This window comes from Alphaproteobacteria bacterium, assembly GCA_016870095.1.
In the GTDB taxonomy this organism is placed as follows: Bacteria; Pseudomonadota; Alphaproteobacteria; order Paracaedibacterales; family VGCI01; genus VGCI01.
In genome coordinates this window covers 122,049-148,815 of the sequence record VGCI01000005.1, presented here as the reverse complement: position 1 = coordinate 148,815, position 26,767 = coordinate 122,049, and the positions used below count along the sequence as shown (strand labels likewise).

The 26,767-nt window shown below is 37.0% G+C and carries 26 protein-coding genes and 1 pseudogene; 13 read left to right on the top strand and 14 right to left on the bottom strand.

All coding sequences use genetic code 11. The annotated features are described in order from the left end of the window. Positions 1-170 (top strand): annotated as a pseudogene (locus FJX03_05560) (response regulator). A gap of 2,453 nt (positions 171-2,623) precedes the next feature. Here the strand turns inward: FJX03_05560 and FJX03_05555 are convergent. After that, a complete protein-coding gene (locus tag FJX03_05555; protein ID MBM3633150.1) occupies positions 2,624-3,487 on the bottom strand; it encodes a hypothetical protein in 864 nt (287 codons plus the stop codon). 152 nt (positions 3,488-3,639) lie between these two features. Then, on the bottom strand, positions 3,640-5,340 hold the full coding sequence (locus tag FJX03_05550) for a hypothetical protein (protein MBM3633149.1): 1,701 nt from the start codon (positions 5,338-5,340) through the stop codon (positions 3,640-3,642). Between the two features lie 196 nt (positions 5,341-5,536). Between FJX03_05550 and FJX03_05545 the strand changes: the two genes are divergently transcribed. Beyond that, on the top strand, positions 5,537-5,989 hold the full coding sequence (locus FJX03_05545) for a VOC family protein (protein ID MBM3633148.1): 453 nt from the start codon (positions 5,537-5,539) through the stop codon (positions 5,987-5,989). A 54-nt stretch (positions 5,990-6,043) separates the two neighbouring features. Here the strand turns inward: FJX03_05545 and FJX03_05540 are convergent, their stop codons facing one another. Further along, a complete protein-coding gene (locus FJX03_05540; GenBank protein MBM3633147.1) occupies positions 6,044-6,613 on the bottom strand; it encodes a response regulator in 570 nt (189 codons plus the stop codon). 228 nt (positions 6,614-6,841) lie between these two features. Here FJX03_05540 and FJX03_05535 point away from each other — a divergent pair, with 228 nt between their 5' ends. Beyond that, entirely contained in the window at positions 6,842-7,843 is a 1,002-nt protein-coding gene (locus tag FJX03_05535; GenBank protein ID MBM3633146.1) for a Fic family protein, read from the top strand. 42 nt (positions 7,844-7,885) lie between these two features. On the opposite strand, the gene FJX03_05530 is transcribed toward FJX03_05535, so the two are convergent. Both FJX03_05530 and FJX03_05525 read right to left on the bottom strand, forming a co-directional pair. Continuing rightward, on the bottom strand, positions 7,886-8,416 hold the full coding sequence (locus tag FJX03_05530; GenBank protein ID MBM3633145.1) for a hypothetical protein: 531 nt from the start codon (positions 8,414-8,416) through the stop codon (positions 7,886-7,888). Positions 8,417-8,713: 297 nt separating this feature from the next. Then, entirely contained in the window at positions 8,714-9,172 is a 459-nt protein-coding gene (locus FJX03_05525) for a hypothetical protein (GenBank protein ID MBM3633144.1), read from the bottom strand. 459 nt (positions 9,173-9,631) lie between these two features. On the opposite strand from FJX03_05525, the gene FJX03_05520 reads away from it, so the two are divergent. After that, on the top strand, positions 9,632-10,114 hold the full coding sequence (locus tag FJX03_05520) for a hypothetical protein (GenBank protein MBM3633143.1): 483 nt from the start codon (positions 9,632-9,634) through the stop codon (positions 10,112-10,114). Continuing rightward, entirely contained in the window at positions 10,069-10,578 is a 510-nt protein-coding gene (locus FJX03_05515) for a TraB/GumN family protein (protein ID MBM3633142.1), read from the top strand. The genes FJX03_05520 and FJX03_05515 overlap by 46 nt, the downstream gene beginning before the upstream one ends. A 75-nt stretch (positions 10,579-10,653) precedes the next feature. Here the strand turns inward: FJX03_05515 and FJX03_05510 are convergent, their stop codons facing one another. After that, the gene (locus FJX03_05510) at positions 10,654-10,929 is read right to left on the bottom strand and encodes a hypothetical protein (GenBank protein MBM3633141.1); all 276 of its coding nucleotides are present in this window, start codon (positions 10,927-10,929) and stop codon (positions 10,654-10,656) included. Between the two features lie 274 nt (positions 10,930-11,203). On the opposite strand from FJX03_05510, the gene FJX03_05505 reads away from it, so the two are divergent. Further along, a complete protein-coding gene (locus FJX03_05505; GenBank protein MBM3633140.1) occupies positions 11,204-12,382 on the top strand; it encodes a hypothetical protein in 1,179 nt (392 codons plus the stop codon). Between the two features lie 231 nt (positions 12,383-12,613). Here FJX03_05505 and FJX03_05500 read toward each other — a convergent pair whose 3' ends face one another. Continuing rightward, positions 12,614-14,917 carry a hypothetical protein gene (locus FJX03_05500; GenBank protein MBM3633139.1) on the bottom strand — a complete coding sequence of 768 codons (2,304 nt, stop codon included), beginning with the start codon at positions 14,915-14,917 and terminating at the stop codon, positions 12,614-12,616. Between the two features lie 687 nt (positions 14,918-15,604). On the opposite strand from FJX03_05500, the gene FJX03_05495 reads away from it, so the two are divergent. From FJX03_05495 to FJX03_05470, 6 genes are all read left to right on the top strand, one after another. Next, the gene (locus tag FJX03_05495) at positions 15,605-16,144 is read left to right on the top strand and encodes a hypothetical protein (GenBank protein MBM3633138.1); all 540 of its coding nucleotides are present in this window, start codon (positions 15,605-15,607) and stop codon (positions 16,142-16,144) included. A 123-nt stretch (positions 16,145-16,267) separates the two neighbouring features. After that, complete coding sequence (locus FJX03_05490; GenBank protein ID MBM3633137.1) at positions 16,268-16,561, top strand: hypothetical protein; 294 nt, start codon at positions 16,268-16,270, stop codon at positions 16,559-16,561. Positions 16,562-16,649: 88 nt separating this feature from the next. Further along, positions 16,650-18,032: an MFS transporter gene (locus tag FJX03_05485; GenBank protein ID MBM3633136.1), complete on the top strand. Its 1,383-nt coding sequence runs from the start codon at positions 16,650-16,652 to the stop codon at positions 18,030-18,032. Between the two features lie 69 nt (positions 18,033-18,101). Next, on the top strand, positions 18,102-18,767 hold the full coding sequence (locus FJX03_05480; GenBank protein MBM3633135.1) for an MHS family MFS transporter: 666 nt from the start codon (positions 18,102-18,104) through the stop codon (positions 18,765-18,767). Continuing rightward, positions 18,748-19,425: an MFS transporter gene (locus FJX03_05475; GenBank protein ID MBM3633134.1), complete on the top strand. Its 678-nt coding sequence runs from the start codon at positions 18,748-18,750 to the stop codon at positions 19,423-19,425. Before FJX03_05480 ends, FJX03_05475 begins: the two co-directional genes overlap by 20 nt. Before the next feature lie 469 nt (positions 19,426-19,894). Continuing rightward, entirely contained in the window at positions 19,895-20,605 is a 711-nt protein-coding gene (locus FJX03_05470) for a hypothetical protein (GenBank protein ID MBM3633133.1), read from the top strand. 45 nt (positions 20,606-20,650) lie between these two features. On the opposite strand, the gene msrB is transcribed toward FJX03_05470, so the two are convergent. Next, positions 20,651-21,208: a peptide-methionine (R)-S-oxide reductase MsrB gene (gene msrB / locus FJX03_05465; protein MBM3633132.1), complete on the bottom strand. Its 558-nt coding sequence runs from the start codon at positions 21,206-21,208 to the stop codon at positions 20,651-20,653. A 232-nt stretch (positions 21,209-21,440) separates the two neighbouring features. Here msrB and FJX03_05460 point away from each other — a divergent pair, with 232 nt between their 5' ends. Further along, the gene (locus FJX03_05460) at positions 21,441-22,214 is read left to right on the top strand and encodes an Hsp20/alpha crystallin family protein (GenBank protein ID MBM3633131.1); all 774 of its coding nucleotides are present in this window, start codon (positions 21,441-21,443) and stop codon (positions 22,212-22,214) included. Positions 22,215-22,277: 63 nt separating this feature from the next. On the opposite strand, the gene FJX03_05455 is transcribed toward FJX03_05460, so the two are convergent. The 6 genes from FJX03_05455 to FJX03_05430 form a co-directional block, all read right to left on the bottom strand. Next, positions 22,278-22,481: a hypothetical protein gene (locus FJX03_05455; GenBank protein ID MBM3633130.1), complete on the bottom strand. Its 204-nt coding sequence runs from the start codon at positions 22,479-22,481 to the stop codon at positions 22,278-22,280. A 351-nt stretch (positions 22,482-22,832) separates the two neighbouring features. After that, a complete protein-coding gene (locus FJX03_05450) occupies positions 22,833-23,084 on the bottom strand; it encodes a hypothetical protein (GenBank protein ID MBM3633129.1) in 252 nt (83 codons plus the stop codon). Between the two features lie 41 nt (positions 23,085-23,125). After that, complete coding sequence (locus tag FJX03_05445) at positions 23,126-23,314, bottom strand: hypothetical protein (GenBank protein MBM3633128.1); 189 nt, start codon at positions 23,312-23,314, stop codon at positions 23,126-23,128. 215 nt (positions 23,315-23,529) lie between these two features. Further along, positions 23,530-23,724, bottom strand: a complete 195-nt coding sequence (locus FJX03_05440) for a hypothetical protein (protein ID MBM3633127.1) — start codon at positions 23,722-23,724, stop codon at positions 23,530-23,532. 452 nt (positions 23,725-24,176) lie between these two features. Continuing rightward, entirely contained in the window at positions 24,177-24,380 is a 204-nt protein-coding gene (locus FJX03_05435) for a hypothetical protein (protein ID MBM3633126.1), read from the bottom strand. Positions 24,381-24,591: 211 nt separating this feature from the next. Next, a complete protein-coding gene (locus tag FJX03_05430; GenBank protein MBM3633125.1) occupies positions 24,592-26,766 on the bottom strand; it encodes an ATP-binding cassette domain-containing protein in 2,175 nt (724 codons plus the stop codon). Position 26,767: the final 1 nt, after the last annotated feature.

Genomic DNA, 26,767 nt, shown 5'->3' with positions numbered 1-26,767 from the left:
TTGGATTTGCTGATGGATTAGGTGGTGTTAGCGTTCTTGGTGCTGCTCCTCCTGGTGTTGCTCCTCCTGGTGTTGCTCCTCCTGGCGCTGCTCCTCCGGGTGCTGCTCCTCCGGGTGCTGCTCCTCCGGGTGCTGCTCCTCCTGGCGCTGCTCCTCCGGGTGCTGCTCCGTTGATAGCTTGTTGTGTCCTTGTTGGATCAATAGAAGGTAAGCTACCAACATTATCTTTGACTACAGAACTGCCAATTTCCTTGCCATCACTACCATAGGCAACAAAATTACCATTTCCATCTTTATCTACCGTTTTAACATATCTAATGCCAGTATCACTATCTGTATAGCTCGTAATCGTATTTTCACCGACTGTTCTAACGGATCCTCCTCCCGTTAAGTTATTCCTATCGACGGAGCCAGCTCCTGTAGTGCCAGCCCCTTGCGTTGTAGGTCCTCCAATTGATGCCAAACTTCCAACACCATTATTTACAGTACCACTTGCACCAGCATTATTAGTGTTAATAGGGGTTGTGCTTACTACAGAACCATTTTTATCAGTTTTTACTACGGTTCCTTTGCCATTGCTGTCTGTAACCTCTTTATAATTGAAACCCCCATTTGAGTATGTAGTCGTCGTAATTACATTTCCATCTTTATCTTTTTCATAACTTACCGCTGTACCAATTCTAGGGCTGCCAGTATTGCCGCCACCGCCTGTATTACCGCCTGTATTACCGCCAGCATTACCACCAGTATTGCCGCCAGCATTACCACCAGTATTGCCACCGCCAGTATTGCCACCGCCTGTGTTGCCACCGCCAGTATTGCCACCGCCAGTATTGCCACCGCCTGTGTTGCCACCGCCTGTGTTGCCACCGCCAGTATTGCCACCGCCTGTGTTGCCTGTATTATCAGTATTGCCAGTGGTGCCTGTTCCTGTGGTCCCGGTGCCTGTTCCTGTAGTCCCAGTGTCTGTTCCTGTAGTCCCAGTGTCTGTTCCTGTAGTCCCAGTGCCTGTTCCTGTAGTCCCAGTGCCTGTTCCTGTAGTCCCAGTGCCTGTTCCTGTAGTCCCAGTGCCTGTTCCTGTAGTCCCAGTGCCTGTGTCATCTGTATTTTCACCGCCAGAATTATCCGTCGGATTGTCATTTTGGTAACCGCCATTATCTCTATAATCACGACCACCTTGATAACCACCACCATCTCGATATCCGCGACCGCCGCGATATCCTCCACCATAACTATTATCGCCGAAGAATCTATTACCTAAATTGGCAAGAAATCCGCCGCCGGCGCCCATTAATGCGTTTCCAATGCCCGAAAAGAAACCCCCCGTTGGGTCAGTTGGGGCATAAGAACTGGGATAGCTAGCACTTCCGTCATAATAGGGGTCATCATAACTTTCTATAGGGGCGGCAGCTCGGCCCCAAACATTTCCACCAATAGTGGGGGTGGCCATTTCCGTATTTCTAAATTGTTCAACCTGTTGTTGATAGACAGGATTATTGGGAGCCATCAACACAGAGTTTTCAAGCAAATTTAACTGATTGCTAGCTAAATTATCCGTGGGAACGGCATAAACTTTTTCTACAGCAGCACTACCCATATTTGCACGATCCAAAGGCTCAAGTGCCAAAAGGCCTGTTCCCGTATCAACGAGACGAATATCCGCAACTTTCGGCATTGTTTGATAGAGTTGGGCTAAATCATTATAGAGGGAAGAAAGAAATAATTTTTCTTCAGGCGCTAAAGAATCACGGCTTTCTAATTTTTTAATTTGTTCTAGAAGAATATATTCAGCAAGTAAATACCCCTTTAGTTGGGGATTTGCAGAATTATCGGGCTGCTTTGATGTCTTTAAGGCGTTGGCCATTAAATACCATTCATCATCATTCACATCGTCATTTGTATTAAAAATATCTTGGTCAATAATGTTGAGCATTTCCCCGTACGTATAGGGTTTATTGCCAAATTTCTTGTAAAATGCATCTTCACCTCGTTTAATGTTTGAAGCATTCACCGCGTTTGGATTCGTAGGCTGAAATGTCGTAACTCCCATATCAATATTGGGATGTTGTTTTAACAGACCAAAGGCGACCGAATCTTGAGAAAGCCTATTATACATCTTTCTCATGGGAGCACTGGCGGGATTTGTGCGGGCAAGTTCCATTCTTTTATTTAGATTATTGAAATAGGCATCTCGCGCTTGCATCGCTTGACTATCCACTTGAACGGGAGCCATGGGCGTAGCGTTCTGCGGGTTTACAGGGGTTCGTGCAACATTTTGAGGGCCATACACTTGTCCTTGTTGATTATTTTGTGTGTAGGCAACGGGTGTTGAACTCATTTGACCTGGCGTTGCCAATGATGTTTCCAGCAGAAGGAGGCTAATGAGAATTGTGTATTTTTTTTGCATGATTCTACTCTAATAAATTGTCATTATATTTTATTGTAGCTTTTAGGAGGTTAAATTTAAGTTAAGCGTAAATCTTTAATAATTTCCTCGAAGGAGTAGATCTAGTTGTATTTGAAATTTAGAAAATAAATATAACGGTCTTTCAGACAAATTAATGACTGAGAATAAATTTCCGAGTCCTAGGATTTGAAAGTTATGATTACCCAAAATATTATTTTATTTTGTTACTTGTTGTTTTCTTCTTTCCGCAAGAATTTGATCCTGTCGGGACATTTGCGCACCTGGCCGCATACTTTGCATTTGTTGAGAAGATTGACTCATTGTTGGTTGGCTCGGTAAAGCGGGTCTCGGTGCTTTTCGCTTTTGCTCAGCTAGCTTTCTTGATTCTTCCTTGCGAGCATAATTATTATAAGGAGCAGGGGAGGGTGTCGTTTTTGAACTAGAAGCGGGTTGAGACATTTGTTTAGAAGATGCTGGCGGGTTCATTTTTAAGTTTTTCATTTGTTCACGTGTTAAGTTTGATTTAGAGAGTGTTGAATAAGATATTCCCCCTTCTACCCCTCCAGTATCAGTCCAACTTTTATTACCACTTCCCAAGTAACTGCCAGATCCTAAACTCAATGAGTCACTATATTGGTTGCCAACCTTATTGGCACTTTTATCCATGGTAATAATATTAGCCCCCCAATCTTTATTGGTACTCCCCCAATTTTTATCGGCTTCATAAGTGCCCGGAACGTATGAAGAGCTATATTGGTTGCCTACCTCATTGGCACTTTTATCCATGATAATATTAGCACTCCAATTTTTATTGGCACTCCCCACATTTTTATCGGCTTCATAAGTGCCCGGAACGTATGAAGAGCTATATTGGTTGCCAATCTTATAGCTATCAGTATACTTATTAGTACTAATCCCACTCTCTAACTCTGAATAATTTTTATCATTTCCAGCATGAGAAATGCCTACATCCAAAGATTGATTCCAACTTGAATAAGAATTTTGGAGGGAAGGATCAATGGATTCGGCCATTGAAATATGGGCAATCATTAAAATAATGCATACATAACCTTTTTTCATGAAGGGCCCCCAAAAGAAAATTATTCTATATTCTAAATATAGATTTTCATGAACAGGCTTCAAGGGATTGAAAGATTTTAAAAAATAAAATTAGCGTGTATAGCGGTTAATTATTTATTTATAATTTTCACAATTCAACTCGACATTTAAATTTAGAATTTATAATAGGCGCCAAATTGAAAGCGATTCCCGATACCGGAATAGTTGTTAATGGTATCTCGGCGAAAGTAAGCATACTCAATTCCAACTTCAAATTTTTTCATCGGTGACCATAGGAGATTGATATAAAATTGGCGCATAAGGTTGGATATGCTATAACCCGTTGTGGCAATAGTCATAAGAGTATTGGCGTTTAATCCGATAACGTTGCTTCTTCCGCTGGGAATAAATTTTGCAACATCTGCCCGAGCTTGGCTATAAATAATATTGCTGCGCCATTGATCGCTCCAATAGTGTTCTGCGCCAATCAGAAATCCACAACCAAATTGAGTTTGCATCAATCCTTGACTCGCATCAATCGCGGCCGCATAGCCATCTAGAGCAAAAATGTAAGCGCCAATACCCTTTCCAAAGCTTGTTTGTGAAAATACATTTGATTTATCGCGAATAAAATATCGTCCCCCTAAAGCAACGCCATATCCATACTTCTTGCCAGCAAATATGGGGTCATTCGCTCCCGTAGTTACGACTTTTTTAACTTTTAACTCACGCACCATCCCACCGAGGAAAAAGTGGTAGGAGCTTTTTTTTTTGTAAGAAACTTGTCCCACTAAGTCGGGGAGGGATTGATTACCATCTCCGGAAATACCCCCTAGAAAACTACTGTGCGACCGGCGGTACTGGGAGGAATTATAAGATGGGCTTGTTCCGCCAGATCCTGCCGTTAAGACTCCAGGCCCACTTCCCACAAATGCAGGTGTAATATCAAGATATTCTGTAGCTCCGCTTTCTAAAGATGCTGCAAATTTCCAATTATCATGGGTATGGCTATAGCGGAGTTGGGGGCGTCGTATTTGAGCTGTTGTTTCGGGACCATTAAATTCAATCGTTGATCCGGCAGATCGGGGATCATAAAATAAGGACCACATTTGCCCAACGTCAATTCGGTGTTTTGCATTAAAACAATAGCTTCCATAAGCATGGCGGACCCGAAAATTGTAGGCGTTTGCACTGGAATTATCCGCGCGAGTGAAGCTACCTGTCGATCCTTCGGCAGAACTTCCAAAGAAGTCTCCTTCAAAATAAGCAAGGACTTGACCTTCGCTAGTATTCGTTTCTGTACCAACAGAAAAGCGGGTTTGTTTCGCATGAGCTTTGAAAACGTTGCTGCGTAAACCATCAACATCTAACCCTTTAAGCCTTAATGTTGGCAAATTGGAAGAGTCACCCGTATATTGATTCACATCATAAATTCCATCTACCTTGACATAGCCACCAAACTTAATAACGGTGTTAGTGCCGGGCAGAGAAATATAGCCTGCTTTGTCAGCACCTCTTTCATCCGGCAAGGCGGATGCAGGCGTTACGGTCGGAGTAATACCTGCTTCTAAACGATCTATTTTTTCATTAAGCAAACGAATTTGTTCTTGTACACCTTGGGCCTTGGGCATTGTGGCTACTTGTGTTGCTCTCTTTTTGGCTTCTCTCTTTATATGTTTCGCGCGCTTAACAGCTTTGGACTTCGGTTTAAGCTTTTTCAGTTTTTTAACAACTTTCTTCGAATCTTTTTTTAAACTCGGTTTAACTGATTCTTCTGAAGGCTCTTCATCCATTTGATAATCAAAAGCATATCCTGTCGTAACGGTGAGTGTAAGCACAGTCCCCAGAAGTATGGACTTTATCAACGTATTCACCGATTAATTCCTTTGTTAAATGTTCGCTTATCTAAAAGGTTAATATTTAATTAAAATTTAATCAATCCATAAATTTTTGTAATATCTTAGGGAAAGGTGGCTTTTTTTGATTGCGGCCGATTGACCTCTTGATTGCAAAGCCAAGTTAAATTAACTGTAAAAATTAAGAATAATATTTTTTGATAAGGATGAAGGTATGCCGAATCCATCTTATAAACCGAAAGGATTTCCAGGATTATTTCCCTATTTAACGGTTAAGGATGCAAGCCTTGCCCGCAAATTTTACGAATCAGCTTTTGGGTTTATATTAAGCAGTCCGCCATCTCGAGATGATAATGGGATTATTCAGCATGCAGAAATGAAATTTGGGGATGATGTGGCCATTATGTTTGCACGGGAAGGGGCATGGGGCTCTTCACGTAAAACGCCGAATTCACTCGGTATTCAACCATCTTTAACTCTTTATATTTATTGCGAGGACGTAGATACTTTTTACAAACGTGCCGTAGCTCAAGGAGCTAAGTCTGTAACGGAACCCTGCGACGGTTTTTGGGGAGATCGATTTTGTACCCTTGTAGACCCTGATGGTCATGAATGGATTTTTGCTACCTATCTGGGGGATTCAATGCATCACCACGCACAACAATAAAATTAACAGACACAACTCCAGAAGAATATAAGTCACAATAGAAATTGGCTGAAATTATTGTTTCTTCATAATTTCATCAATAGCATTACAGACAGTCCTTGCGGTAACGGGTTTCATAATAATAGCATTAGCGCCACATCCTGTGCATTTTTCTTTTAAATCTTCTGAACTACATGATGTGACAGCAAATATAATGAGAGTAGCGTTTCCAATTTCCTGTCGAATTGTGCGGATTTCTGTGTAACCATCCATAGGGTCCATTTCAATATCGGTAAAAATAAATGAATATTTATCTTGATTTTCTTTAACAGCAGCTACGGCTTCATGACCACCGGAAGCAAGATCCGTCGTAAAACCTAAAGAGTTAAGAATTCGGCTTAAGGCTGTACGCATCATCTTATCATCGTCCACCACAAGAACATGGCCTTTAAATTTGTAAGTTAGTGGCGGCGTGCGTGACAGGATCGGCGAGCCGAGAGGAGAATCTGGCAATTGTGTAGATGCTGCGACATTAACCGCACCTTGGAGCGAGTCATCCCCCATTTTTTGATCTAACTCCATCGCTTTAATAGAAGGCATAAAATTAAAAAATAAACAGAAAAAGATTAGAAATATTTTATGCATATGACTTCTCTCAAAAATGAAGAACTTATAAACTATAAATCCTGCGTTTTATTCATTTAGTCAAGAATAAACTGATGAATTTGGTGATTTGGTACAGATAATATAATCCAATAATTTACATGGTTATTTGTGGATATATATGTTAGTTATACGTTATTATAGAATAGCTTATATAAATAGTCTCCCTATGGTTATTTATAAATATTAGCTGAGTAGGAGAAAAATTAAATGATATCCCATGACATCCACATTACTCCTGAAATTCTAATGATACTTAGCGAAATTGATGAATTTAAAGGACGCTGGAATGCTTCCCCAAGTCTGACCTTAAATCGTCTAAAGACCTTAAAATGGTTGGCAACTGTGGAAAGTGTAGGGGCATCTTTGCGGATGGATGGCGAAAATTTACCAAACTCAGCAGTTGAAAGCCTATTGAGTAGCCTTACTTATCGAGAATTTCAAGAGCCATGTGAACAAGTCGCTGCAGGGTATGCTCACGCATTACATGTCATTTACGAACAATATAAAGAAATATCTCTTACAGAATCGCGTATTAAGCAGTTGCACGCCGTCATGTTTCATTACAGTCCACAATCTATACATAAAGGACGTTATAAAACGTCCCCTACAGACAGTAAGCTTCTTATTCCTCTTGACATTACGCGAGAGATGGGCACGTTGGTTGCATCAACTCAAAATGCTCTTGGAGACAGATTTACACATCCTTTATTGATTATTGCTCAATTTACCCTCCATTTTTTACGGATCCGACCCTTCGAAGAAGGTAACGAGGCCTTGTCAAGGATATTGACTGCTTTATTGATGTTGAAGTCTGGATATAGTTATGGGCCTTATTCATCTCATGAAATAATACTAGAAACAACCCGTGAAAACTATGCACAGGCGTACTATAACACCCCCAGCTCGTTAAACGAAAACCAAAATGATGACACTGAAATTCTCATCTTTTTAAAGTCATTAGGTAAACAGGTCGATAATCTCAAAGCTGAAATTCAAAAAGAGCATTTGTCCATGAAAAACACACCGGCGCTATCTGCTCAAATTATTGACTTAATTGAAAAAACTGGGCGAGCAACTGTTGCCCAAATCTTGAAACATACAGAAGCAAAAAGACCAACCATAAAGAGTTATCTAACTCAAATGGTCAACAATGGAAGTTTAACCAGGCAAGGAGTAGGGCGCTCAACCTGGTATACGTTATCCTCTTAACTGTTAGATAAACTCTTATAGCTTTAAAAATTGTCATCTCAATCATTTGGCGTTGCTTGAATTATATTTGCAATCAGAGATTTTATTATATATCTCATCTAGCATACCCTTTTTCGGCAACATACTTGAAGCAATATCTACTTTTCCGTTTGAATCAATAATTCTCAGAAAACGATTTTTATTTATTATTAATATTTCTAACGAATGTATGTCTTTAAAAAGGATTGTTCGCCCCTTTTTAAAGGAAAATATGCCCGTGTTAGGTATAGTGATAGATTTGATGGTTAATACAAGTTCAGCCTTTGAGATCAGAGATAAATACAAGCCACATAGACAAAATAGAGCTAAGACAGCACCCAAAACAGTTAAAATCCATAGCATATAGGTTGCTTGGGTGGCACCGAGTGTCAATTCAATTATATGTCGAATAAAAACAAGAGTTATCCCTTGATCATTCGTTTGAGCTTCATAAGCAAGCAACCAGGCCGCACAACCAAAAAAAAGCACACCCAATAGCATTATCACTACCTTGGGTTTGTAAGGATATTTGGTTGGTGGAAAATCTTGGGTCATATCGTTTTCTCTGCTTTTGTGGGGTAGATGTCGGACGTTTGAATGACGGATAGGTAACAAACTCCACTATAGTATAGGATTCTAAAAGATAAAAGTACTGACAAGAATTTTCGGGAAAGTTTCTAAAACTTTGATTTTATTGTGTAGATTCTTAGAATTTTTCAACAAAACCTGTAGTTTACCTCCAATTTCAATCTTTCAGCTAACTTTCTATCCAATCGACGTAGGATTGTGTGTAAAATTGATAAAACCCTCCTAATTTATTTTTAGGACTCTGAGAAATTATTCGGTAAAAATTCAATCAGAGTCATCTTCTCCAGATAAAACCTTGTCCCATGGATTTACATAAAACTTATCAATATTGATTTGAAGTGGGGCCCACTCATTTGTCAGCATTTCTTGTAATTGTTCACTTGCACTGAAAAAAGAGATTCTTATTGGGACTTCACGCTGTGTCGCAATTTCATATGCCTTTCTTATTAAGGCTCGCGTAAAATCGATATGTTTATCAGTGATATTCTTAATATGAATATACCTTTTTTCATTGTCATTTGCACCTTTTAGTATGGCTGCACCAAGTCTATTATAGTTTGACTGCATGGAGGCAAGATTAGGATTTGTATCTTTAGTCTCTAACATTACAAAGGCTCCTGTATGATGTTCTTCTTCACAATCATCATACTGATATTCAATTTTCATACCTGAAGCACTTTGCAGAATAAAAAATGTTAGTAGAATATAAATAGCTTTCATCATATTTTTTTCCTACTTCTGTTAAATATGCTCATTTATTAAGAATGTCCCATTAATTAATATCACAATTTACAATTTCTAGACAATGCTCACAAAGCTATCGTTAGTTTGATTGGTATCATTACGTATGTTGTAACTTTATGTAGAAAATAACATGAATCATTTTCCATAATATATATTATGCAATCGAATATATCGGCAGAAGCTTTAGTTATTTCTGGTATATAATCCTTAAACGCACACTCTTCTCTTTCATCATAAAGGTAAAGCACCTTGCTATAGTAAGCTTGTTAATGTCATATTGAGGAGTAAGACAGAACCTGATAATATTAAAACGCTTGTATTTCCATTAAAAAAAAATCAATAATTGTTAATTTTGCACAAAATTAAACTATAAAATAGCATTACCTATTACAATCTAAGTTTATTATTTATTGATTAATTCTCAAAAGCCAAATCCTGATGAAATACCTAATACTATGTGCCATGATCTTAACCGGATACTCACCGATTGTAAAAGCATGCTCCTACCTTGTCACAGATGCGGAAGACAAGCCTTTAGGCAAGATTGTTGGTAAATCCCACTACTATGACCTATTCAGAAGCAAAAAACCTATCGACATTCAACTATCACAGCAAATACGGGATATGATCAATCAATGCGATATGGCGTATGATGAGCATGGCGGCTTTACGCAAGGTGAACTTGAGTTTAAAATTATACTGCAACATGCTCGTCATATTGCTAATGGTAGTGCCGACAAGCCATTTAGCCAAATCTTTACAGTGGATGAACAAGCAAAATCATTAGAAAGTTACGTAGATCTTGGATGGATGCGGATATTGTTGAGGAAATTATCCGTGATATTGATCTCTATAAGCCTTGGTATATTTGTTAAATGTTATCAACTTGTCCAGACATGGCGCCGGAAGATGAAGCCTTAAATTTAGTTGTTCTGGCAAGGAATGTTGGAATGGATAAAGATATTGATTGTGCCCTCAATAGAACGGGTAAAAAAATCTATTATTTAGAAACATTGGAAACGTTTTTATCGCACGTATACCATGAACTTCCCCCAGAAGCGGCTATAATAGAGTGGATTAGACATTCTATTTCACAAGACTATTTCGAAAGTGATATAAAAACACAACCGCCTTTTGGAGCTGAGCCAAAAGTTTGGGAATTATTTTTACAAAGTCTCCCCAAACGTCCACAAACGATTCTATTTAATGATGGTGCAAATTTAAAACGAAACGCATTATGGGCAGATGTATTAGATAGAGAATTCCAGACCGGCCAAACCAATCTTTTCATCTCAGTGGGTATTGCTCACCTATATGGTCAAGGCAACCTCTTAGAACTGATTAACCAGAGAGGCTATAGGATAAAGTACCTACCCCTAGATTAAGAAGTTCAATTAAGTTAAGGGGTAATTTAAAGGGAGGGATCCAAAAAAAGATCCCCCCTACTCTATTTCTGATGATTACTGATTAGCAGTTTTCTTACGAGGAGCCTTTTTCTTTTTCTTATCCATATTCTTACCGATTTCTTTGCCCGCAAAACCCGCTGCTGCTGCCCCTACGCCTGCTCCCAAAACGGCGCCTGGAGGTCCGCCCATTTCAGCGCCTAATATTCCCCCGACCGCACCACCGGCTAAACCACCGACGACCATTCCACCTGTTTCATTGGGCCCTTCTGGGGTTGTGCAGGCCGCTAAGGAAAGACCGGCAAGACAAATTATAACGATATATTTTTTCATAATATTCTCTCTTTAAATAATAAATTTTTGTTTAATTTCACTATTCTTTTATACGCCCAATACGAGAGTTTGTATATTTAATGTAAGACATCCCCCAGAGATAAATTGTCGCACCACTGGTGTCTTCGGGTAGCATTATAATTGATAAATTTTAAAAAATTAGTAGAGTGAGATTTTTTTAAAGTTAATTTCTTATTTTAGCGAATTGACAGAATACAGAAAGATTATTATGGTATTTTTACTCAATAACTAAATTTGCAGCAAGGCTACGTTCATGATAAAAAAAATTCTACTCCTTTCTTGTTTTGTTTACAGCCAATCACAACTTTATGCGGCTGAGGAGCTTTCTGCCACATCTGCACAAGCCCCAAATGCAGATGAAATTATGAGATTATTTCGGACAGACCCCACTAATTTTGAGAAAAAAGGAGGTTTAGCCGGATGGTTAGCAGCTGATGCTCCCAAGGAAGAGGCTATTAAAGCCTATTTCGAAATGCTTGTTCAACAAAATAGAGATTTACGTGACCAGCTGAATGTTTCTAATGGGGCAGCTCAAAATGCTGATGCTGTTAGAAGAGCTTTAAAGGAAACACAAGACCAGTTGGACAGGGAAAGAGCCATTCGCGAACAAAAGGAACATGAGCTTATTGCCCAACAAGAGATCAATAGAGTTGTAGAGAAAAAACGTCAGGAGTTACTCTCAGGATTAAACAATGCAAAACTTCTCCTAACCGTTGAACAACAACGCAAAGAAGAAGTTGAAGTCAAAAATCGCGCATTAAAGGCCGTCATGAGCCAAATAGCGGCAATGGTACAGGAGATAGAAGCTCTTGAGAGTTCAACAGCCGACCTCAAAGAGTCCAAAAATTTGCCTCAAGAAGGAACAAGTGAAGAAATTTCAATAAGGTTGGGTCGCATTACAAAGATAATTGAACAAAATAATACTCAATTAGAACGGTTAAAATCTGATAAAAGGAATTTAGAAAAGCGTCAAATAGAAACAGAATCGCAAATTCAAGCTTTAAAGCAACGCATTAAAGAAAATGATTATTATGCACAAATCTTAGAAATGATTAAAGATCGAAGTATTAGTGATGAAGAGCTAACATTTAGAATTATATGTATATGCACATTTTTAGAGACCAATCTGGATATTCTCTCAGAGGGCCGTACTCGACTCATAGAAGAACTTTTGGACCATAGCTTGCCAAGATCAGAACGTCCTAACAATATACCCAACCCCTTACCTCAAGGATACGTAGAATTAGGTCATATTGAAAATAGATTTAGATATATTGGCAATGATTTCGGCCAAGAGTTGGACTGGTATGGCGAACCGATGGATTACTCTCAGTCCCGCCATGTAGACAGCCCTTTTGAAAAGAAACAAGGTCAAGTAAAAAACCAAGCTAAAGAATATATTCGGAGTTTGAACGAGGGTGAAAAAAAATAAAATTTTAAGACGCTACTCTGAAAGACCGGTTGAGAACTGCATCTTATAGGCTAAAACTCTCTACCCAAATCTTAAGCTTATATAAATATTGCTAGATTAACGGTAAAGCAAGGAGAGTTGAGACTTCTTTCATGTAACGCACATGTGCTTTGGATTTTTAAGAAACTTATTTAAATCCCCTATGCATCTATGGCGTGCTTCTTAAAGGAACGTTTTGTTTTAAGCGGCACCCTATTTTATTATATAAACATGATTACCAGGTGTACTTTTCTTGTCCTGAAGTTCAATTTTTCCCGCCTGAATAAGAGCATTAATATATGCAGATAGCTCTTTAGCACCCTCATACAAATCGCCGCTATTTCGGCGTGCATAAGCGACAATATCACTACGTTTCACGGGGGCATTATTATGCTCTCTGGAAAATTTTGTCATCCAACGTAAAAGAGGACTTGCTTCACTTAATTCGGAAGCAATAGCATCTCTCCTTTGTAAATTGGCACTAGCTAGTCTTTCTTGAACAAGTTGTTCAGGATTTTTGACTCGCCATTCATCTATTTCTGTTTTCTCAACTTGCATAAACTTTAGGCATTCACTCCCCACAAATAGAGATCTTTTCATTTTTTCTTGCTGAGATTTAGGAATTTTATTAAAGGGAGTGTTATCTGCAACTTTGTACGCAACATCTTTTTCTGCTTTTTTTGCTTCTTCTGCTTCAAATGCCGCAATTTTTTTTGAGGTACCGTGCTTTGGATGGTATACTTGATAAATATTGTGCAAGCCATCGTAGCCACACATTTGACACTGACCCGTTGCATCTCGAATTGTTCTAAGATGTTCCCAGTTAAAATGTGGAATAACAACTTGTTTAGAATGAGTTTTCCATTTACCTTGAATACTATCTGCAAAATGTGAGGGATAATACCAACACGAGAGTTCCCAATTATGCTCTCTTAAATAATTGATGAGTTCATCAAAGTTTTTTCGACCAACTTCATCTGTCGCCTCATAAAATCCTCGGATATCTCCCTGTATTTGTGCGGAACCAGTTTGTTCCGCTAATTTTCGTTTGTTTTCTACAAAAGCTTGCCCAATCCATTTACATAACTCTAAGCCTTCAGGGCTATTCGTCCAAAAAGCTTCTTTTTCTCCATTATTATCAGGATACTTTATTACATAAACTCTTAATTGCTGCCAAATTTCCTTCCAAAATTGCTTATCTTTGGGTTCTTGTACTTGAGAAGTTGTAATTAAACCTGACGCTGGATAATTATGCTTATACTGTTCACGTGCAACGACATTAAAAACAAGTCTAATACCATTTTGTCTGCAAAGTCTTTGATGTTTTTCTAAAAAACGGCTGTGACATTCATCGCAAATCTCCCACCAACTAAAAGCATTGATTGTTAAATTCTTAATCTTATTGGGATGTTGCTCCATCAATCGAGGCAAAATAAAATTTCTAAAAACTAAATCGTAGTAAAATTCAGAATGAAGAGTTTTCTCCTTGCCACGCAGCTTTTCGTAAAATCTTTTAGCTGATTCACCATTTTTTTTAAGAAGATGCTTATATATCCATTCAACTCGGACAATTTTTACCTTTTGCCCAAAGAAAATTTCATAGACTTTCGCAACGGTTTTTTCCCAGGCGTTATGAGTTCCACCACTAGCAAAAACACAAATCTTATCCTTAATTTTAAAGAATTCAGGGGGGCCTTTTTGTACAGAGCCGTCATCCTGCTTAAGATCCAAGACATATTGAGGGAGAAAAATGTTCGCTCTTTCGTCAAGATTTCCTAAATACACATTAGCTAGTAACTTTAGTGTTGTTCCAAAAGAAATCAAGCTATCAAAATTTACCTGATTAGTTATATCCTCAACCCCAGCGCTATTGTCAGTGCTATTATCGTCATCATTATTCCTTGAACTTTCCCTATGGTTATCGACATTTGCATGGTCTGATTCTTCATTATCGGAATCTAAAACTCTTTTATGAGGTTCTGACATAGCGTATCGTCTCTGCAAGTCGGACATTTCCGCCGTAATTCCCATATAATCATAGTAGACAATGTTTGGTAATTTTTTCTCTTTGGGCAATATTTCGTTATACTCATTTGCGGAATTTAAACTGCTTTGCCAACTGGAATCACTCAAGAGCGATTTTGATTGAGATAATTCTGGATCTTTTACTGTTAATGATCGACTACGTTTGCTTTTGTTTTGATTGGGGCTGTATTCTTCATCGTCACCGTCATCACTGCTTTCATCTTTTTTATGTTGTCTCTTTTTGACTAAAGTTTTTTGAGAGAGTGCTGAATATTGTCTGGTTTGAGATTTTGGAGCATCTTTTTTTGATAAATTTAGTGCCTCCTCTAAATCATCTATGCTTGAGTCGGTTTGTGTGAAACGATTAGTGCTTGTTGACTGTTCTCGTTCATCATATGCCTGCAAAATACTTGAGGAAAAGAGAGACAGCAGGATCAATGCTATAAAAAGAAAATAAAATTTAAATGAATTGAGAATTGAACTATCTGACATGTTTCTCTCCAGTTATTTGCTATTATTTATGATAATTTATAGCTACTTCTCTCTTATGTTGCAATCTATTGCACGACAGGACAAAGTAATAGGCTTTTTTAGGTGTTTCTGATCATTTATTGACTCTTGAGTTGTGAGGTAAGAGATAGAATTTATCGAATAATAAGGATGATACGATACTGAGTATTTATGGTCTAACATAATACATAAATTTAATTAGCAAAAAATAATAAGAAGATAATGTATAAAATTATCTAAAATTTTTTCTTTAATATTAATTTTTTATTGTCCACGAATAAGCATGACAACATAATTAAAAAGTAGGGTATAAGATCACTTTGTTTCAGGCAAGATTTGCATATCAGACATGTTAATAATTAATATATAAAAAATCTTGCAATTTGAAATAAAGTGCATTTAAAAGTATTTATAATTTTAAAGCACTTGGGCCAACGCGGAGCCTATAATCCGCGACAATTTTTTGTTTTTAATTAATCTTTGAGTTTTTTTATATTTTGATTCAATAATAATATAAAATATTGTCCTAAACATAGTCAAGTGTTACAATGTCGCATAATCGATGTTCCCTACATTTATTCAATAACAATTGGCCTCTAAATTTTTTTATGAAAATATTCCAATTATCAAATAAATTTCATTAAGTTTATAATTTAATGGAGAGAAAAAATGATGACTAATAAATCTTTTTCCATAACCTATCCTTATAAGATGAAAAAAAGTCATTTGATTCTTATTGCAGTCGTATTTGGTTATCTCACATGGATTTCGGCACTCGAGGCTCTAAATAACCAAGAGAGCCTAACTTATGTTCTTTATCAGAATGTTATTGAATTAACCTTCAATCCCACCCAAGCAACTTTTATATTGTGGATTCAGACAGTTTTGAAGGCATTTGGATGTTTTTACGGTCTATACGCAACGTATCTAACATACACGTCTAAATCTCAGATTGTGCTTACCGAAACATCAATCTTCATTCCCGGACAATTTAGTCAATTAAAAAATGACCGCACGATACTCTTTGAAGATTTAGATTCTCTAAGAACATTTAGACTTTATAAAATTACTATTTTAATGCTTGTTGGGCCTAAAGTAAAAGTATCGATACAAGATAGTATGTTACCTAAAAAATGCATGCTTGACGAGATTCGTAACCACATCATTACGCGCATTAAAAATGAGGAACAAGAGCATAGCTTTATTTAAAGAATTTTGCTTTCCCCCTTAATAATTCTTTCCTGTTGATTCGTTGTGATAAATTTAATTATAATATTGTCCTGTGTAGGAACACAGAGTTTTTAAATCATAATTGCAGAAGGAATCATCATTATGAAACAGATACTCGGATTTGTAGTGGTTTCAGTATTGTTTATACAAGTCAATCATATTTCAGCACTCGAGGAAGAAATTGAGAGACTTTATGAAGCAAGGGCAACAAAAGGAAACATTATGACTTATTTACGCTCAGAACAATCGCGTGAATTCAGCGATAATGGAAAAGCCAGAAAAAGGCTCGATCAAGTTGGCAAAGATGCCGTGAGGAACAGAGTATTTCGGGCACGAGGCTATTCAATAGAGCCAAACCTATACGAAATGCTCAGGCATTATCAACAACGTCGATAAGTTCTGATGGTTTTTTTGTCAAAATAGGTTGAGACCTTTTGAACATTGACAAAAGTTGGATTTTCCCTCACAGGTATTAGTAATAAAAATGCCTGTAAAGGGAAGATCTATGAAATTATATTCTTTCTTAAACCGAGAACAAAATGAAGCTTTAAAGCTTTTACAAATTGGTACTTTCCTTGAATATTTCGACCTTATGCTCTATGTCCACATGGCCGTTGTGTTAAATGAGCTCTTTTTTCCCAAAACGAACGCCCATACTGCAGCTTTGTTGGGAGCATTTGCCTTTTGCTCTACTTTTGTTTTTAGACCCATTGGGGCAATTGTATTTGGCTGGATGGGTGATAAAGTGGGGAGAAAATCAACTATCATTTTAACAACACTTATTATGTCCCTTTCCTGCTTAGTTATGGCCAATCTGCCAACATACGCTCAAATTGGCGTTACGGCCGCTTGGATAATGACAATCTGTCGAATGGCCCAAGGCATGTCATCAATGGGAGAATTAATTGGTGCAGAAATTTATATTGCTGAAAGTGTTCCCCGCCCAGCCTGTTACCCCGCCGTTGCCTCAATTGCTGTCGTTGCTAATCTCGGTGTGATGTCCGCTCTTGGGGTTGCCACAATGACAACATCCTTTATGTTTAACTGGCGCATTGCGTTTTGGGTAGGTGCCGCTGTGGCTTTAATTGGGGCACTTGCACGCACGCGACTTCGCGAAACGCCTGACTATTTAAAGTTAAAACGACAGCAAATGCAGGAAGCCGTTTCCCAAATCAACAATGATGATAAGAAAAAGGAAATAAATCAACCACCTGAGACAAAAAATCCTGTTTGGAAAGAAAAGATCAATCCAAAAACTTTAATGTGTTATTTTTTTATGCACTGTGGCTACCCCCTCTCCTTTTATTTAGCCTATCTCTATTTCAATCCTATTTTGAAAGAAAGTTATGGCATAAGCGGCGAAAGCATTATAAAACGCAATTTTTGCTTATCCCTCATATTTTTAGTTCCCTATATTGCTATGGCAATTATCAGCTACCGAGTCCATCCTTTAAAAATTTTGCGAATTAAGGTTGGGTTCAGTGTTCTTTTAATGATATTGCTACCCTTCCTTGTCCTCAACGCAACATCCGCCACTCAGTTGTTTTTAATACAAGCTATGATTCTTGTATTTGCATTTGACACGGTCCCGGCAAGTGTTATTTTGATTTATCATTTACCCATTTATAGCCGTTTCCGCTGTGCAAGCTTTTTATGGGCAACAACCCGAGCCATTATTTATATAATTACCTCTTTCGGTTTGGTATATCTCACACAATCGTTGGGCCCCTATGGGCTGTGGATCGTCACAATTCCCCTATCACTTGCCTTTTTGTATGGAATTCGCCACTTTGTAGATCTAGAGCGTAAAATGGGAATGTACCCCAAAATTGGGGAGGCAAAACGAAGAAAGGGTCATTTTAACTGATTGACAAAATTCGGACTTTCCTTCATGTGTAGACTGCAATCTTTAGAATACAAAAAATAAGGAGTTTGCATGGGTATACTGAATTCTTTGAATCGAGAACAAAAAGAAGCCACTGGACTTCTTCAAATTGGGACATTTCTCGAATATTTTGATGTCATGCTCTATGTTCACATGGCAGTTATCCTTAATGAATTGTTCTTTCCCAAAACAGACCCTCATACAGCTTCCCTCCTTGCAGCTTTTGCATTTTGCTCTACCTTTGTATTTCGACCAATTGGCGCGCTCATTTTTGGCTGGATAGGCGATCACGTAGGAAGAAGATCCACAATCATTCTCACAACATCTCTGATGTCTGTTTCTTGTATTCTTATGGCTTGTCTACCGACATATGCCCAAATTGGTATTACCGCCACGTGGATTATGACTTTATGTAGAATTGCTCAAGGAATGTCATCTATGGGCGAAATTGTGGGCGCTCAAATTTATTTAACGGAAAGTATTCGGCGCCCTACTTCCTACCCCATGGTTGCATATATCAGTGTAGCTTCAGACATGGGGGGCATGGTTGCTCTGGGTATTTCATATCTCGTAACTTCTTTTCTATTCAATTGGCGTCTTGCCTTTTGGATTGGTGCCATTATTGCTTTTGTGGGAGCCGTCGCTCGTACACGTCTAAGAGAAACACCAGACTTTTTAAGTCTTGAAGCGCGCGCAAATGAAAGAAGCTACCACTAAATTGCGCAATATTGATAGACCTATTTCCGCTAAGAAATCTGGGCATAAATCCGCATTCTCTTGGAAAGAAAAAGCATTTTCCCAAACCACACTTTCATATTTTCTAATCTATTGTGGTCGCCCCTTAACGTTTTATCTAGCTTATCTTTACTTTAATCCTCTGCTGAAAGAGGAATTTGGTTATACCCCTCAAGACATTATCAAACATAACTTTTGGTTATCCGTAATTTTGCTATTTTCGGCAATTGTTTGGGCACAATTAAGCGCTTATATTCATCCCCTTAAAATTATTAAAGTCAGAGGCATCCTCACCTTATGCCTTATGCTTAGCCTTCCTATCCTTGTTGGGCTTGTAACCGATCCTATGCACCTATTTTTCATTCAAACCCTTATTCTTATTTTGCAATTAAGTGGTATGCCGGCAGGAGCTGTATTTATTTATCATCTACCCATCTACAGCCGCTTTACCTATGCAAGCTTTCTATATGCTCTTGCCAGAGCAATGATGTATATTATTACGTCTTTTGGGCTGGTTTATTTAAGCGAGTACTTTGGATTTTATGGCTTGTGGCTTATTACGATACCGGTTTCAGTTGCCTTTTTATATGGAGCTTCCCATTTTGAAGGCCTTGAACGAAAAGGCGGTCACTATGCTTAATATAAGGGGAAATAATGCCTGAATAGGAAAATAACTAATGTAAGGCGCTACCCGTTTCTATAGGCTTTAGATTTCACGAAATTTTAATAGATTCCGATTACTCTGAGATAGAGTAGATGGAGCCTCCAGAATAATGACGCCTAATTTCTTACTTTATTTTATTTTTAGCACCCTATTATTTTATATAGACTCATATGCTTCCCGCGCATTTTGCTTGGACAGAGTTAATTCACAAGGAAATAGCCCCCAAAATTTGCCAAAGTGCAAACGCGTCTTTGAAAAGACAATCCCCCCAAAGGTAATACCTAAAAAGGACCCGTTAGACCTAATTAAAGAACTTTTCAAATTAATTAAAGAAGATACCAATAATCATTCCTATGACCAGATGTTGGAGGATGTGAAAGCTGAACATAGTATCAAATATCACAAACCTAACGCGCCGTTTTTCTATAGTAATGATGCCTTTGTGATGAAAGATATAATAGATCTTCTTCTTGAGGACCCTGATGGATTTATTGATGAGACTAAAACAAAAGGAGTTTTAAAAGTTTATCGCAATAATGACTTTCACAACGAAATTGAAGAATTATTTGACCGGGAACCCTATTATCGACGCGATATTCCTCAACCCAAGAAATTTCAAAAAGATTATCTGGGGCTGACAGCAAACGGCCCGACAAATCAGGTTATGGTGACGCTGAAATTAAAAGGTGATGAGCAGAACGCTGATACCCTAGAAAAACGGCTGGCTTATATTGGGAACAATATTGTTTTTGTGGATGCCTTTCCCGTCAAAAACCCCCCTCCTCCTTCAAAAGCTAAAGCATCACGCCCTCTTACAGAGAATAAATCATTAATTAATGAAGTAAAACCTGATAACTCAAACTCGGAAGACCTTAAAACAGGAGAATCAAAGCCTACAGATTCCCAATCGGATAAAACGACCCCTGAAGAATCAAAAGTAACAGACACCAAAGCTGAAAATCTCAAGGAGGATAAGTTACCAGTAGATAGCAAACAAGACAAGCCGATGACTGAAGACTCAAAAACCACAGACGCCAAATCTAAAAACATACAGTCTGAAAAATCTCAAAGTGAGGACTCAAACGCTGAGAAAGGTAAGCCTGAATCTAAAGAGTCTAAATCCGATAAAACCAAACGAACAGAACCTACAAAATAAGTAAAATATGCTCTTTTCAAGCTAAAAAGTTCGCAGCCGTACTTTTTAACCCGTTGGTTTTTCATCCTTCTCAAGTTTATGGATTGGCTTCTGCCCTTGCGGCACAAAAGTCAAAGCTGGCGAATTCATGCAATACCGTTTGCCTGTATGTTCTTTGGGGCCATCATCAAACACATGCCCCAAGTGACCCCCACATCGGGAACAGATTACCTCTGTGCGTGTTTCTACGACTCCATGAAGTCCACTTCTGTCTTCCTTCAAGGTTACGCTTTGAGGGGAAATAGGCGCCCAGAAACTTGGCCAACCTGTTCCGGAGTCAAATTTTGTATCTGAGGCATAAAGCGCATGATCCCCGCCGCAACAGGCGCAGTAATACGTTCCTTTTTCCCAAAAATGATTATATTTGCCGAACCCAGGCGTTTCGGTGCTTTTTTGACGACAAATGGAATAGACTTCTGTGGGTAAAACTGCTTGCCAAAACGTATCGGGCTTATTCATATAATCAATTGTCATCGTCGTTTCCTCGGTTAATAACTCATTCGACCATAGACCATTCCCGAAAATTCCAAAAAACACAATACTTATAATAATTTTTTTTATCATGCTCTTTAACCCTTATTATAGCCCATATCCATTATACTCATAATTATAGCTACTTTTCGTTGGGAACAATCTCTTATATCTCCAAATATACAGGATGCAACCCTTGATAACATAGAAATATTATTTTTAACCTTAGCTTTTTATTAAGAAGTTTTGGGTATTCTTAAATATTGTAAGCAACAATAGTAAGTATTAACAAAATAGTATTAATCAATTTAGAAAGGATAAGATAATGACAACGCAAGTAAGCACATTCATTCCTGTACAAACACAATTTGCAGGTCTAGGAATTAATGGAATGAATCAGAATACAGTTCTAGGTTTTAATAACTTAAATCAAAACCAAATTCTTGGCTTTAATGGTTTGAATCAAAATTCACTGATCGCACTTGGTGGTTTGAATCAGAATTCAGTTCTTGCATTGAATGGCTTTAACCAAGCTCAAAATCCAAATGCAGCAACAGTTTTTGTTGTACCAGCTTATGGAACAAATCAAGCCGAGCTCAACTCAGCTTTCACTCCAAACAATTCACAAGTTGCGTTTGTTCCTCAAAATGCCGCTCTTTCTGGAACATCCATTCTTAACGGAAATACAGCCGTACAAGGCATTCCAACAAATGCAACAGTCTTTGGTGTTGCAGGAACATTGCAAAATGCACAACAAAATTTCAACACACAATCCTTGGCAACTGAATTGTCCGAAAATAACAATGAATATGTTATTTCCTTTGACGTTCCTGGAATTGAAATCCAAGATTTAGATATTTCTTTGGCTGGAAATACAATTTTGATCAATGGTGTTCGTAAAAATACTTATGATTCATCAACATTAGCTTACTCAGAGGTTGCTCGTGGTAATCTTTCCCGTGCAGTTGCTGTACCTTTTGATATCAGCCCAAGCAAAGCGATTAATACATCCTTAGAAAATGGTGTTTTGAAAATCAGAATTGCAAAAGAAAATCAATCTGAGAGAAAATCAACAACACGTAAAGTAAAAATTGGTTAATAAAAAAATTCTCACCCCGACATTATGTTCGGGGTGAGATCTTATTATAGTAAGTATTAGTATTTATAAATTAAGTTGACCCAGCATTGCTTGTAAAGAGCCTGAAAAATTATTGCCGGCTACAACAATGAATCCAGTATTAGTTTGAATATTTGGCGCAACTATTATTTGGGGGGCTATATTAATATTTATACCGCCACGACGCCTACTGCCTACGATACTTTTCATTTCATTTTCCGTTAGTTCTATTATTTCCTGATTTGACATCTCTTATCTCCTTATAAATAAATTGCAATATAAATGATATTTATCATTATTATTTTATATTCCGAATTACACTAACAATAGGTAAAATAGGTCAATAAAGAAATTATTCAATATATGAAATCAATTTTAATATAATATAATTATTTTATATTATTAATTTTATAAAGTTTAAGCCACGGGGGCACGTTGTACATGATTTAATTTAATTAAACGCATTCATATTTGTGAATATATATCATTCTAAATAATCTTTATGGCAGCAAAATATATATATGAAACAATTATTTATATTTTAAATGCAATAAGGCGACTATAAAGCCGCCCTTGCACTATAAATCTCATCTATAATTCTTAAATATAATTAGCCTGAGTTACGTCAATTGCAAGCACACTGTTAATAAGTGTTAAGTTTTGTATAATAATAATAGAGCTATTTGTTTGGATGTTATTATTATAGCTGTTAATATTATGTGTAACACCCAAGCTACCGCCACTTTGTCCCCCGCCACAAGCAGTTGCCCCAGGTGTAGGATTAAAAGTAATATTGTTACCGCCACATATAGAATCTAATTGCATTTCTGTCAGTTGTTTCATCATAGACATTTGAATTCTCCTCTACAGAAATAAAATAGTTTTTTATAATATTATCCAACATTATTAATTTGAGTTATTGAATTAATAATAGCTCCATTATAATTGGCATTACCACTATTTATGATATAAGCTGTATTTGTTTGCGTATTACCGCTATAAGCACTTAAATTAAATCTTCCAAAATATCTGTATCGACCACCAACTACTTCTTCAGTCATGGATTCATTTAATATTTCCATTGGAACCTCCTAGATAATTTTTACTTCTGCTTAAAAAAATAAATTTATATGCCGTCACATATTATTAAATAGGTCATTATTAAATTTGTTCAATATATATAATAAAATAAATAATTATTTTATAAAAATTTTATTATTATCAAAGAGCAAATAATAAATCTCCAGATGCACCAATAGGACACCTGGAGATGAATTTATTTAGTCAAATTACAATGTTAACCAACATTATTTCCTTGTTCAATTACATTTTGAACAGCTCCATTTGTTCCATTTGCGCTTCCAACATTGAAAATAGAAGCAGTATTTTTTTGTTTGTTAAAACTATAGACGCTCAAGTTAAGTGTAACTTTTGTACGTGTAATAGATCCACCTGAAACTTCTTCTAACATTGTATCGTTTAATGTCAACATGAGAACCTCCAATATTTTATAGATTAAACTTAAGTTTGCAAATAAAAACCAGATTTATTTGCCATTACGAATGATAAGATAGTGCAATAAAAAAATTAATCAATATATCTAATAAAATTATTTATAAATTTAAATTGTTTATTGCTTAATTATTAATTTCTCTAACACTATGAACTATATAAAATAAAATAGAGATTCCATAAATTATTAAATAATAATAGAAAATTTCAAATTTATTATATAAAAAGAGGATATTGGCATTTTTTAGAAAAATTCATTATTACGCTTTAACTGTACAAAAGCTATATCGTCTATTTTTAGTGTTAATTATAAATTCTTATAATTTATCAATTATGGTATTTAATTTACGCTAAACAATAAAATCTCCAGATATCCTAGAAGATATCTGGAGATAAGATTAATAAACATAGATAAGTAAAGAATTAAATTACTTACATAGGACCAACATTGTTACCTTGAGATATTCCATTATTTACAAAACCATCACGGCCATTTGCACTACCAGTATTAATGATAGCAGCTGTATTCTTTTGTTTATTGAAGCTAAATAAACTTACATTAATCTTAGTAGTTGTAATATTTCTATTTGTGCCGCCTGAAACTTCTTCTAGCATTGTGTCATTTAATGTCAACATAGTGACCTCCAATATTAAGTGATGAGATGCTCGCAAATAAAAACCAAATTTATTTGCCGTTACGAATGACAAAATAGGATAATAAAAAAATTAGTCAATATGTAACCATAATTTATTTATATTTTTATAATATTTTTTATAAATAATACCGATATTTATCTATATATAATAAATAAATAATATAAACACTATTAAATTTATGCAATTATATTCAAATACTTAAAGGAAAATTAGTATTGTCTGGGTTGGATGGCGATAGGATCGATTTATTATTCTCTTCTGTTTTATCAACAACTTTACCTTGTTCTAAATGAATAATGCGATCAGCGCAGCGTATTGTTGACGAACGATGGGCAACAGTAATCCGCGTAATGGGAAGCTGTTTTAACGTATTTAAGATGACATCTTGGCTAAAATTATCCAACGCACTTGTCGCCTCATCCAATAAAATAAGGGATAATGGCTTTGCCAAACACCTGGCTAATACCAATCTTTGCCGTTGACCCATGGAAAAGGTTCGACCATCTCCCATAATAACCGTACTTAAACCCATTGGCATTTTTGTTACATCATCTTTAATAGCAACTAAACTTAAAAGAGCCATCATCTCTTGCTCGGAAAGATTTGGATTGGAAGCATGCAAGTTATCAAAAATGCTCCCTGGTAAAAGCTGCGTATTTTGAAGCACTGTGGCCACCTGACGTCTTATGGTTTGCATATCAAGTTGCTGCAAGGGAATATCATCAAGAAGAATTGTGCCACTAATACACTCTTCTAGCCCTAAAATCAATTTAACGAGCGTAGACTTCCCCGCCCCCGAAGGGCCAACAATAGCCACCCACTCCCCTGGATTAATCGTAAAACTCACATTATCCAGCACCAGAGGGCCTGTTGAACCATAATTAAAACTTACATTTTGAAAGGTAATTTTTCCTTTCAAGAATGTTTGAATCTTCTTGATTCCATCTTGTTCTCCAGGAATTTTCAAAATGGGCCCTACCCGTTCAACATGCGGAATAAGGTGGAGAAGTTTATCAATAACCCCAATCATCCCAATAATGGCAGCAAAATACTGCCCCATAGCCATTTGAAGGCTAATAAATTTCCCAATGGAAAGTGCGGGGGCAACAGGAGCTAGGGGATTATTGCCAATCATGAGAAAATAGAAAGAAACCGTAATAATAATAGGAACAACAAATTCTAAAATGTGGCTATAAACAAGTAAGTACTGGGCGCCAATAAGATGGTTGGTTTTACTAAACTCCATATTCAACCATCGCTGGAAGATTCGTTTCTGCGAATTTGAGGTTTTTACCTTAATCACACTGCGAATGGCTTCGAAAAGAAAACTCATGAGCTTGGCGTTTGTTTGCGTAATGGATCGGTAATAAATAATCATGCGGCGGGTCAATAAGACACGGATAATCCCAAATATAAGAGTAAGGCCAAGTAAAACGAGTCCCAGCAAAGGCATATACACAGAAATGAATATCAGAATGATAATCGAGAAGAAACCTTGAGATAGCGCATTCATGGATGCAGTTGTTAATTCCTTTTGAATTTGATCAACGGCAACAAGTCGTTCATGAAGGTCTCCAAGCCTGTATATTTTAAAAAATTTTAGCGGAAACGTTAGAACGCGATGCCACAATGCAGATTCCAAATAGGCACTACTTTTGACATGAAAACGCATCATAGAAAAGTTTTGAACAACTTTAAAAGCCATAACACCAATGGTCGCGGATAAAAGTCCAAAAAAAACTTGGTCAATTAAGCTATACTGACGCAACTTAACAACATCATCAAAAATAATGCCCGTTAACAAGGGTTGTAAAAGCATCACAATGCCAACGCAGATTTGAATAATAATAAAACGCTTAAGATCTTTGTGGGTTTCTCGATAGGCCATTTTCAACATTTGAGCTATGGTTTTTGATTTTTGTGGCCATTTTTTATAAAGTACAAAGCCTAATGTTTGGTAATTTTTAAGGAGTGCCTCGTCTAAAAGCTTATTGGTGCCCGTTGCCGGATCGTAAACGTAAGGTTTTTCATCCTTATAATAGATTAACCCAGGATTCGAAGTCTCTTCCATAAAGGCAATTGCAGGATTTGTTTCTGTTGTTAACATCATATTATGAATATTAATTTCTCGAGGCATAAAGCCACAGCTTCCTGCCATTTTTTCAACAACTTCTTCAACCGTGCGCGCAAGTGGATGCAAACTTGGCTTTTCATTCGTGTTATTCATAAAGGCCAGGGCTTCAAAACAGGCTAATAGAGCTTGATCATGATTAAAATTGTTTAGGTTCGGAAACATCGCCTTTTGCAATGTAGGAGCCGCCTTAAATAAAGGATTCTCAAAAGGGAAGTTATCTTGCTTTGTCATA

Coding starts and splice junctions, on each gene's coding strand:
- FJX03_05555 (MBM3633150.1), bottom strand. CDS start 3,487: ATGAAAAAAGGTTATGTATGCATTATTTTAATGATTGCCCATATTTCA.
- FJX03_05545 (MBM3633148.1), top strand. CDS start 5,537: ATGCCGAATCCATCTTATAAACCGAAAGGATTTCCAGGATTATTTCCC.
- FJX03_05540 (MBM3633147.1), bottom strand. CDS start 6,613: ATGCATAAAATATTTCTAATCTTTTTCTGTTTATTTTTTAATTTTATG.
- FJX03_05535 (MBM3633146.1), top strand. CDS start 6,842: ATGATATCCCATGACATCCACATTACTCCTGAAATTCTAATGATACTT.
- FJX03_05530 (MBM3633145.1), bottom strand. CDS start 8,416: ATGACCCAAGATTTTCCACCAACCAAATATCCTTACAAACCCAAGGTA.
- FJX03_05525 (MBM3633144.1), bottom strand. CDS start 9,172: ATGATGAAAGCTATTTATATTCTACTAACATTTTTTATTCTGCAAAGT.
- FJX03_05520 (MBM3633143.1), top strand. CDS start 9,632: ATGAAATACCTAATACTATGTGCCATGATCTTAACCGGATACTCACCG.
- FJX03_05515 (MBM3633142.1), top strand. CDS start 10,069: ATGTTATCAACTTGTCCAGACATGGCGCCGGAAGATGAAGCCTTAAAT.
- FJX03_05510 (MBM3633141.1), bottom strand. CDS start 10,929: ATGAAAAAATATATCGTTATAATTTGTCTTGCCGGTCTTTCCTTAGCG.
- FJX03_05505 (MBM3633140.1), top strand. CDS start 11,204: ATGATAAAAAAAATTCTACTCCTTTCTTGTTTTGTTTACAGCCAATCA.
- FJX03_05500 (MBM3633139.1), bottom strand. CDS start 14,917: ATGTCAGATAGTTCAATTCTCAATTCATTTAAATTTTATTTTCTTTTT.
- FJX03_05495 (MBM3633138.1), top strand. CDS start 15,605: ATGATGACTAATAAATCTTTTTCCATAACCTATCCTTATAAGATGAAA.
- FJX03_05490 (MBM3633137.1), top strand. CDS start 16,268: ATGAAACAGATACTCGGATTTGTAGTGGTTTCAGTATTGTTTATACAA.
- FJX03_05485 (MBM3633136.1), top strand. CDS start 16,650: ATGCCTGTAAAGGGAAGATCTATGAAATTATATTCTTTCTTAAACCGA.
- FJX03_05480 (MBM3633135.1), top strand. CDS start 18,102: ATGGGTATACTGAATTCTTTGAATCGAGAACAAAAAGAAGCCACTGGA.
- FJX03_05475 (MBM3633134.1), top strand. CDS start 18,748: ATGAAAGAAGCTACCACTAAATTGCGCAATATTGATAGACCTATTTCC.
- FJX03_05470 (MBM3633133.1), top strand. CDS start 19,895: ATGAAAGATATAATAGATCTTCTTCTTGAGGACCCTGATGGATTTATT.
- msrB (MBM3633132.1), bottom strand. CDS start 21,208: ATGATAAAAAAAATTATTATAAGTATTGTGTTTTTTGGAATTTTCGGG.
- FJX03_05460 (MBM3633131.1), top strand. CDS start 21,441: ATGACAACGCAAGTAAGCACATTCATTCCTGTACAAACACAATTTGCA.
- FJX03_05455 (MBM3633130.1), bottom strand. CDS start 22,481: ATGTCAAATCAGGAAATAATAGAACTAACGGAAAATGAAATGAAAAGT.
- FJX03_05450 (MBM3633129.1), bottom strand. CDS start 23,084: ATGTCTATGATGAAACAACTGACAGAAATGCAATTAGATTCTATATGT.
- FJX03_05445 (MBM3633128.1), bottom strand. CDS start 23,314: ATGGAAATATTAAATGAATCCATGACTGAAGAAGTAGTTGGTGGTCGA.
- FJX03_05440 (MBM3633127.1), bottom strand. CDS start 23,724: ATGTTGACATTAAACGATACAATGTTAGAAGAAGTTTCAGGTGGATCT.
- FJX03_05435 (MBM3633126.1), bottom strand. CDS start 24,380: ATGTTGACATTAAATGACACAATGCTAGAAGAAGTTTCAGGCGGCACA.
- FJX03_05430 (MBM3633125.1), bottom strand. CDS start 26,766: ATGACAAAGCAAGATAACTTCCCTTTTGAGAATCCTTTATTTAAGGCG.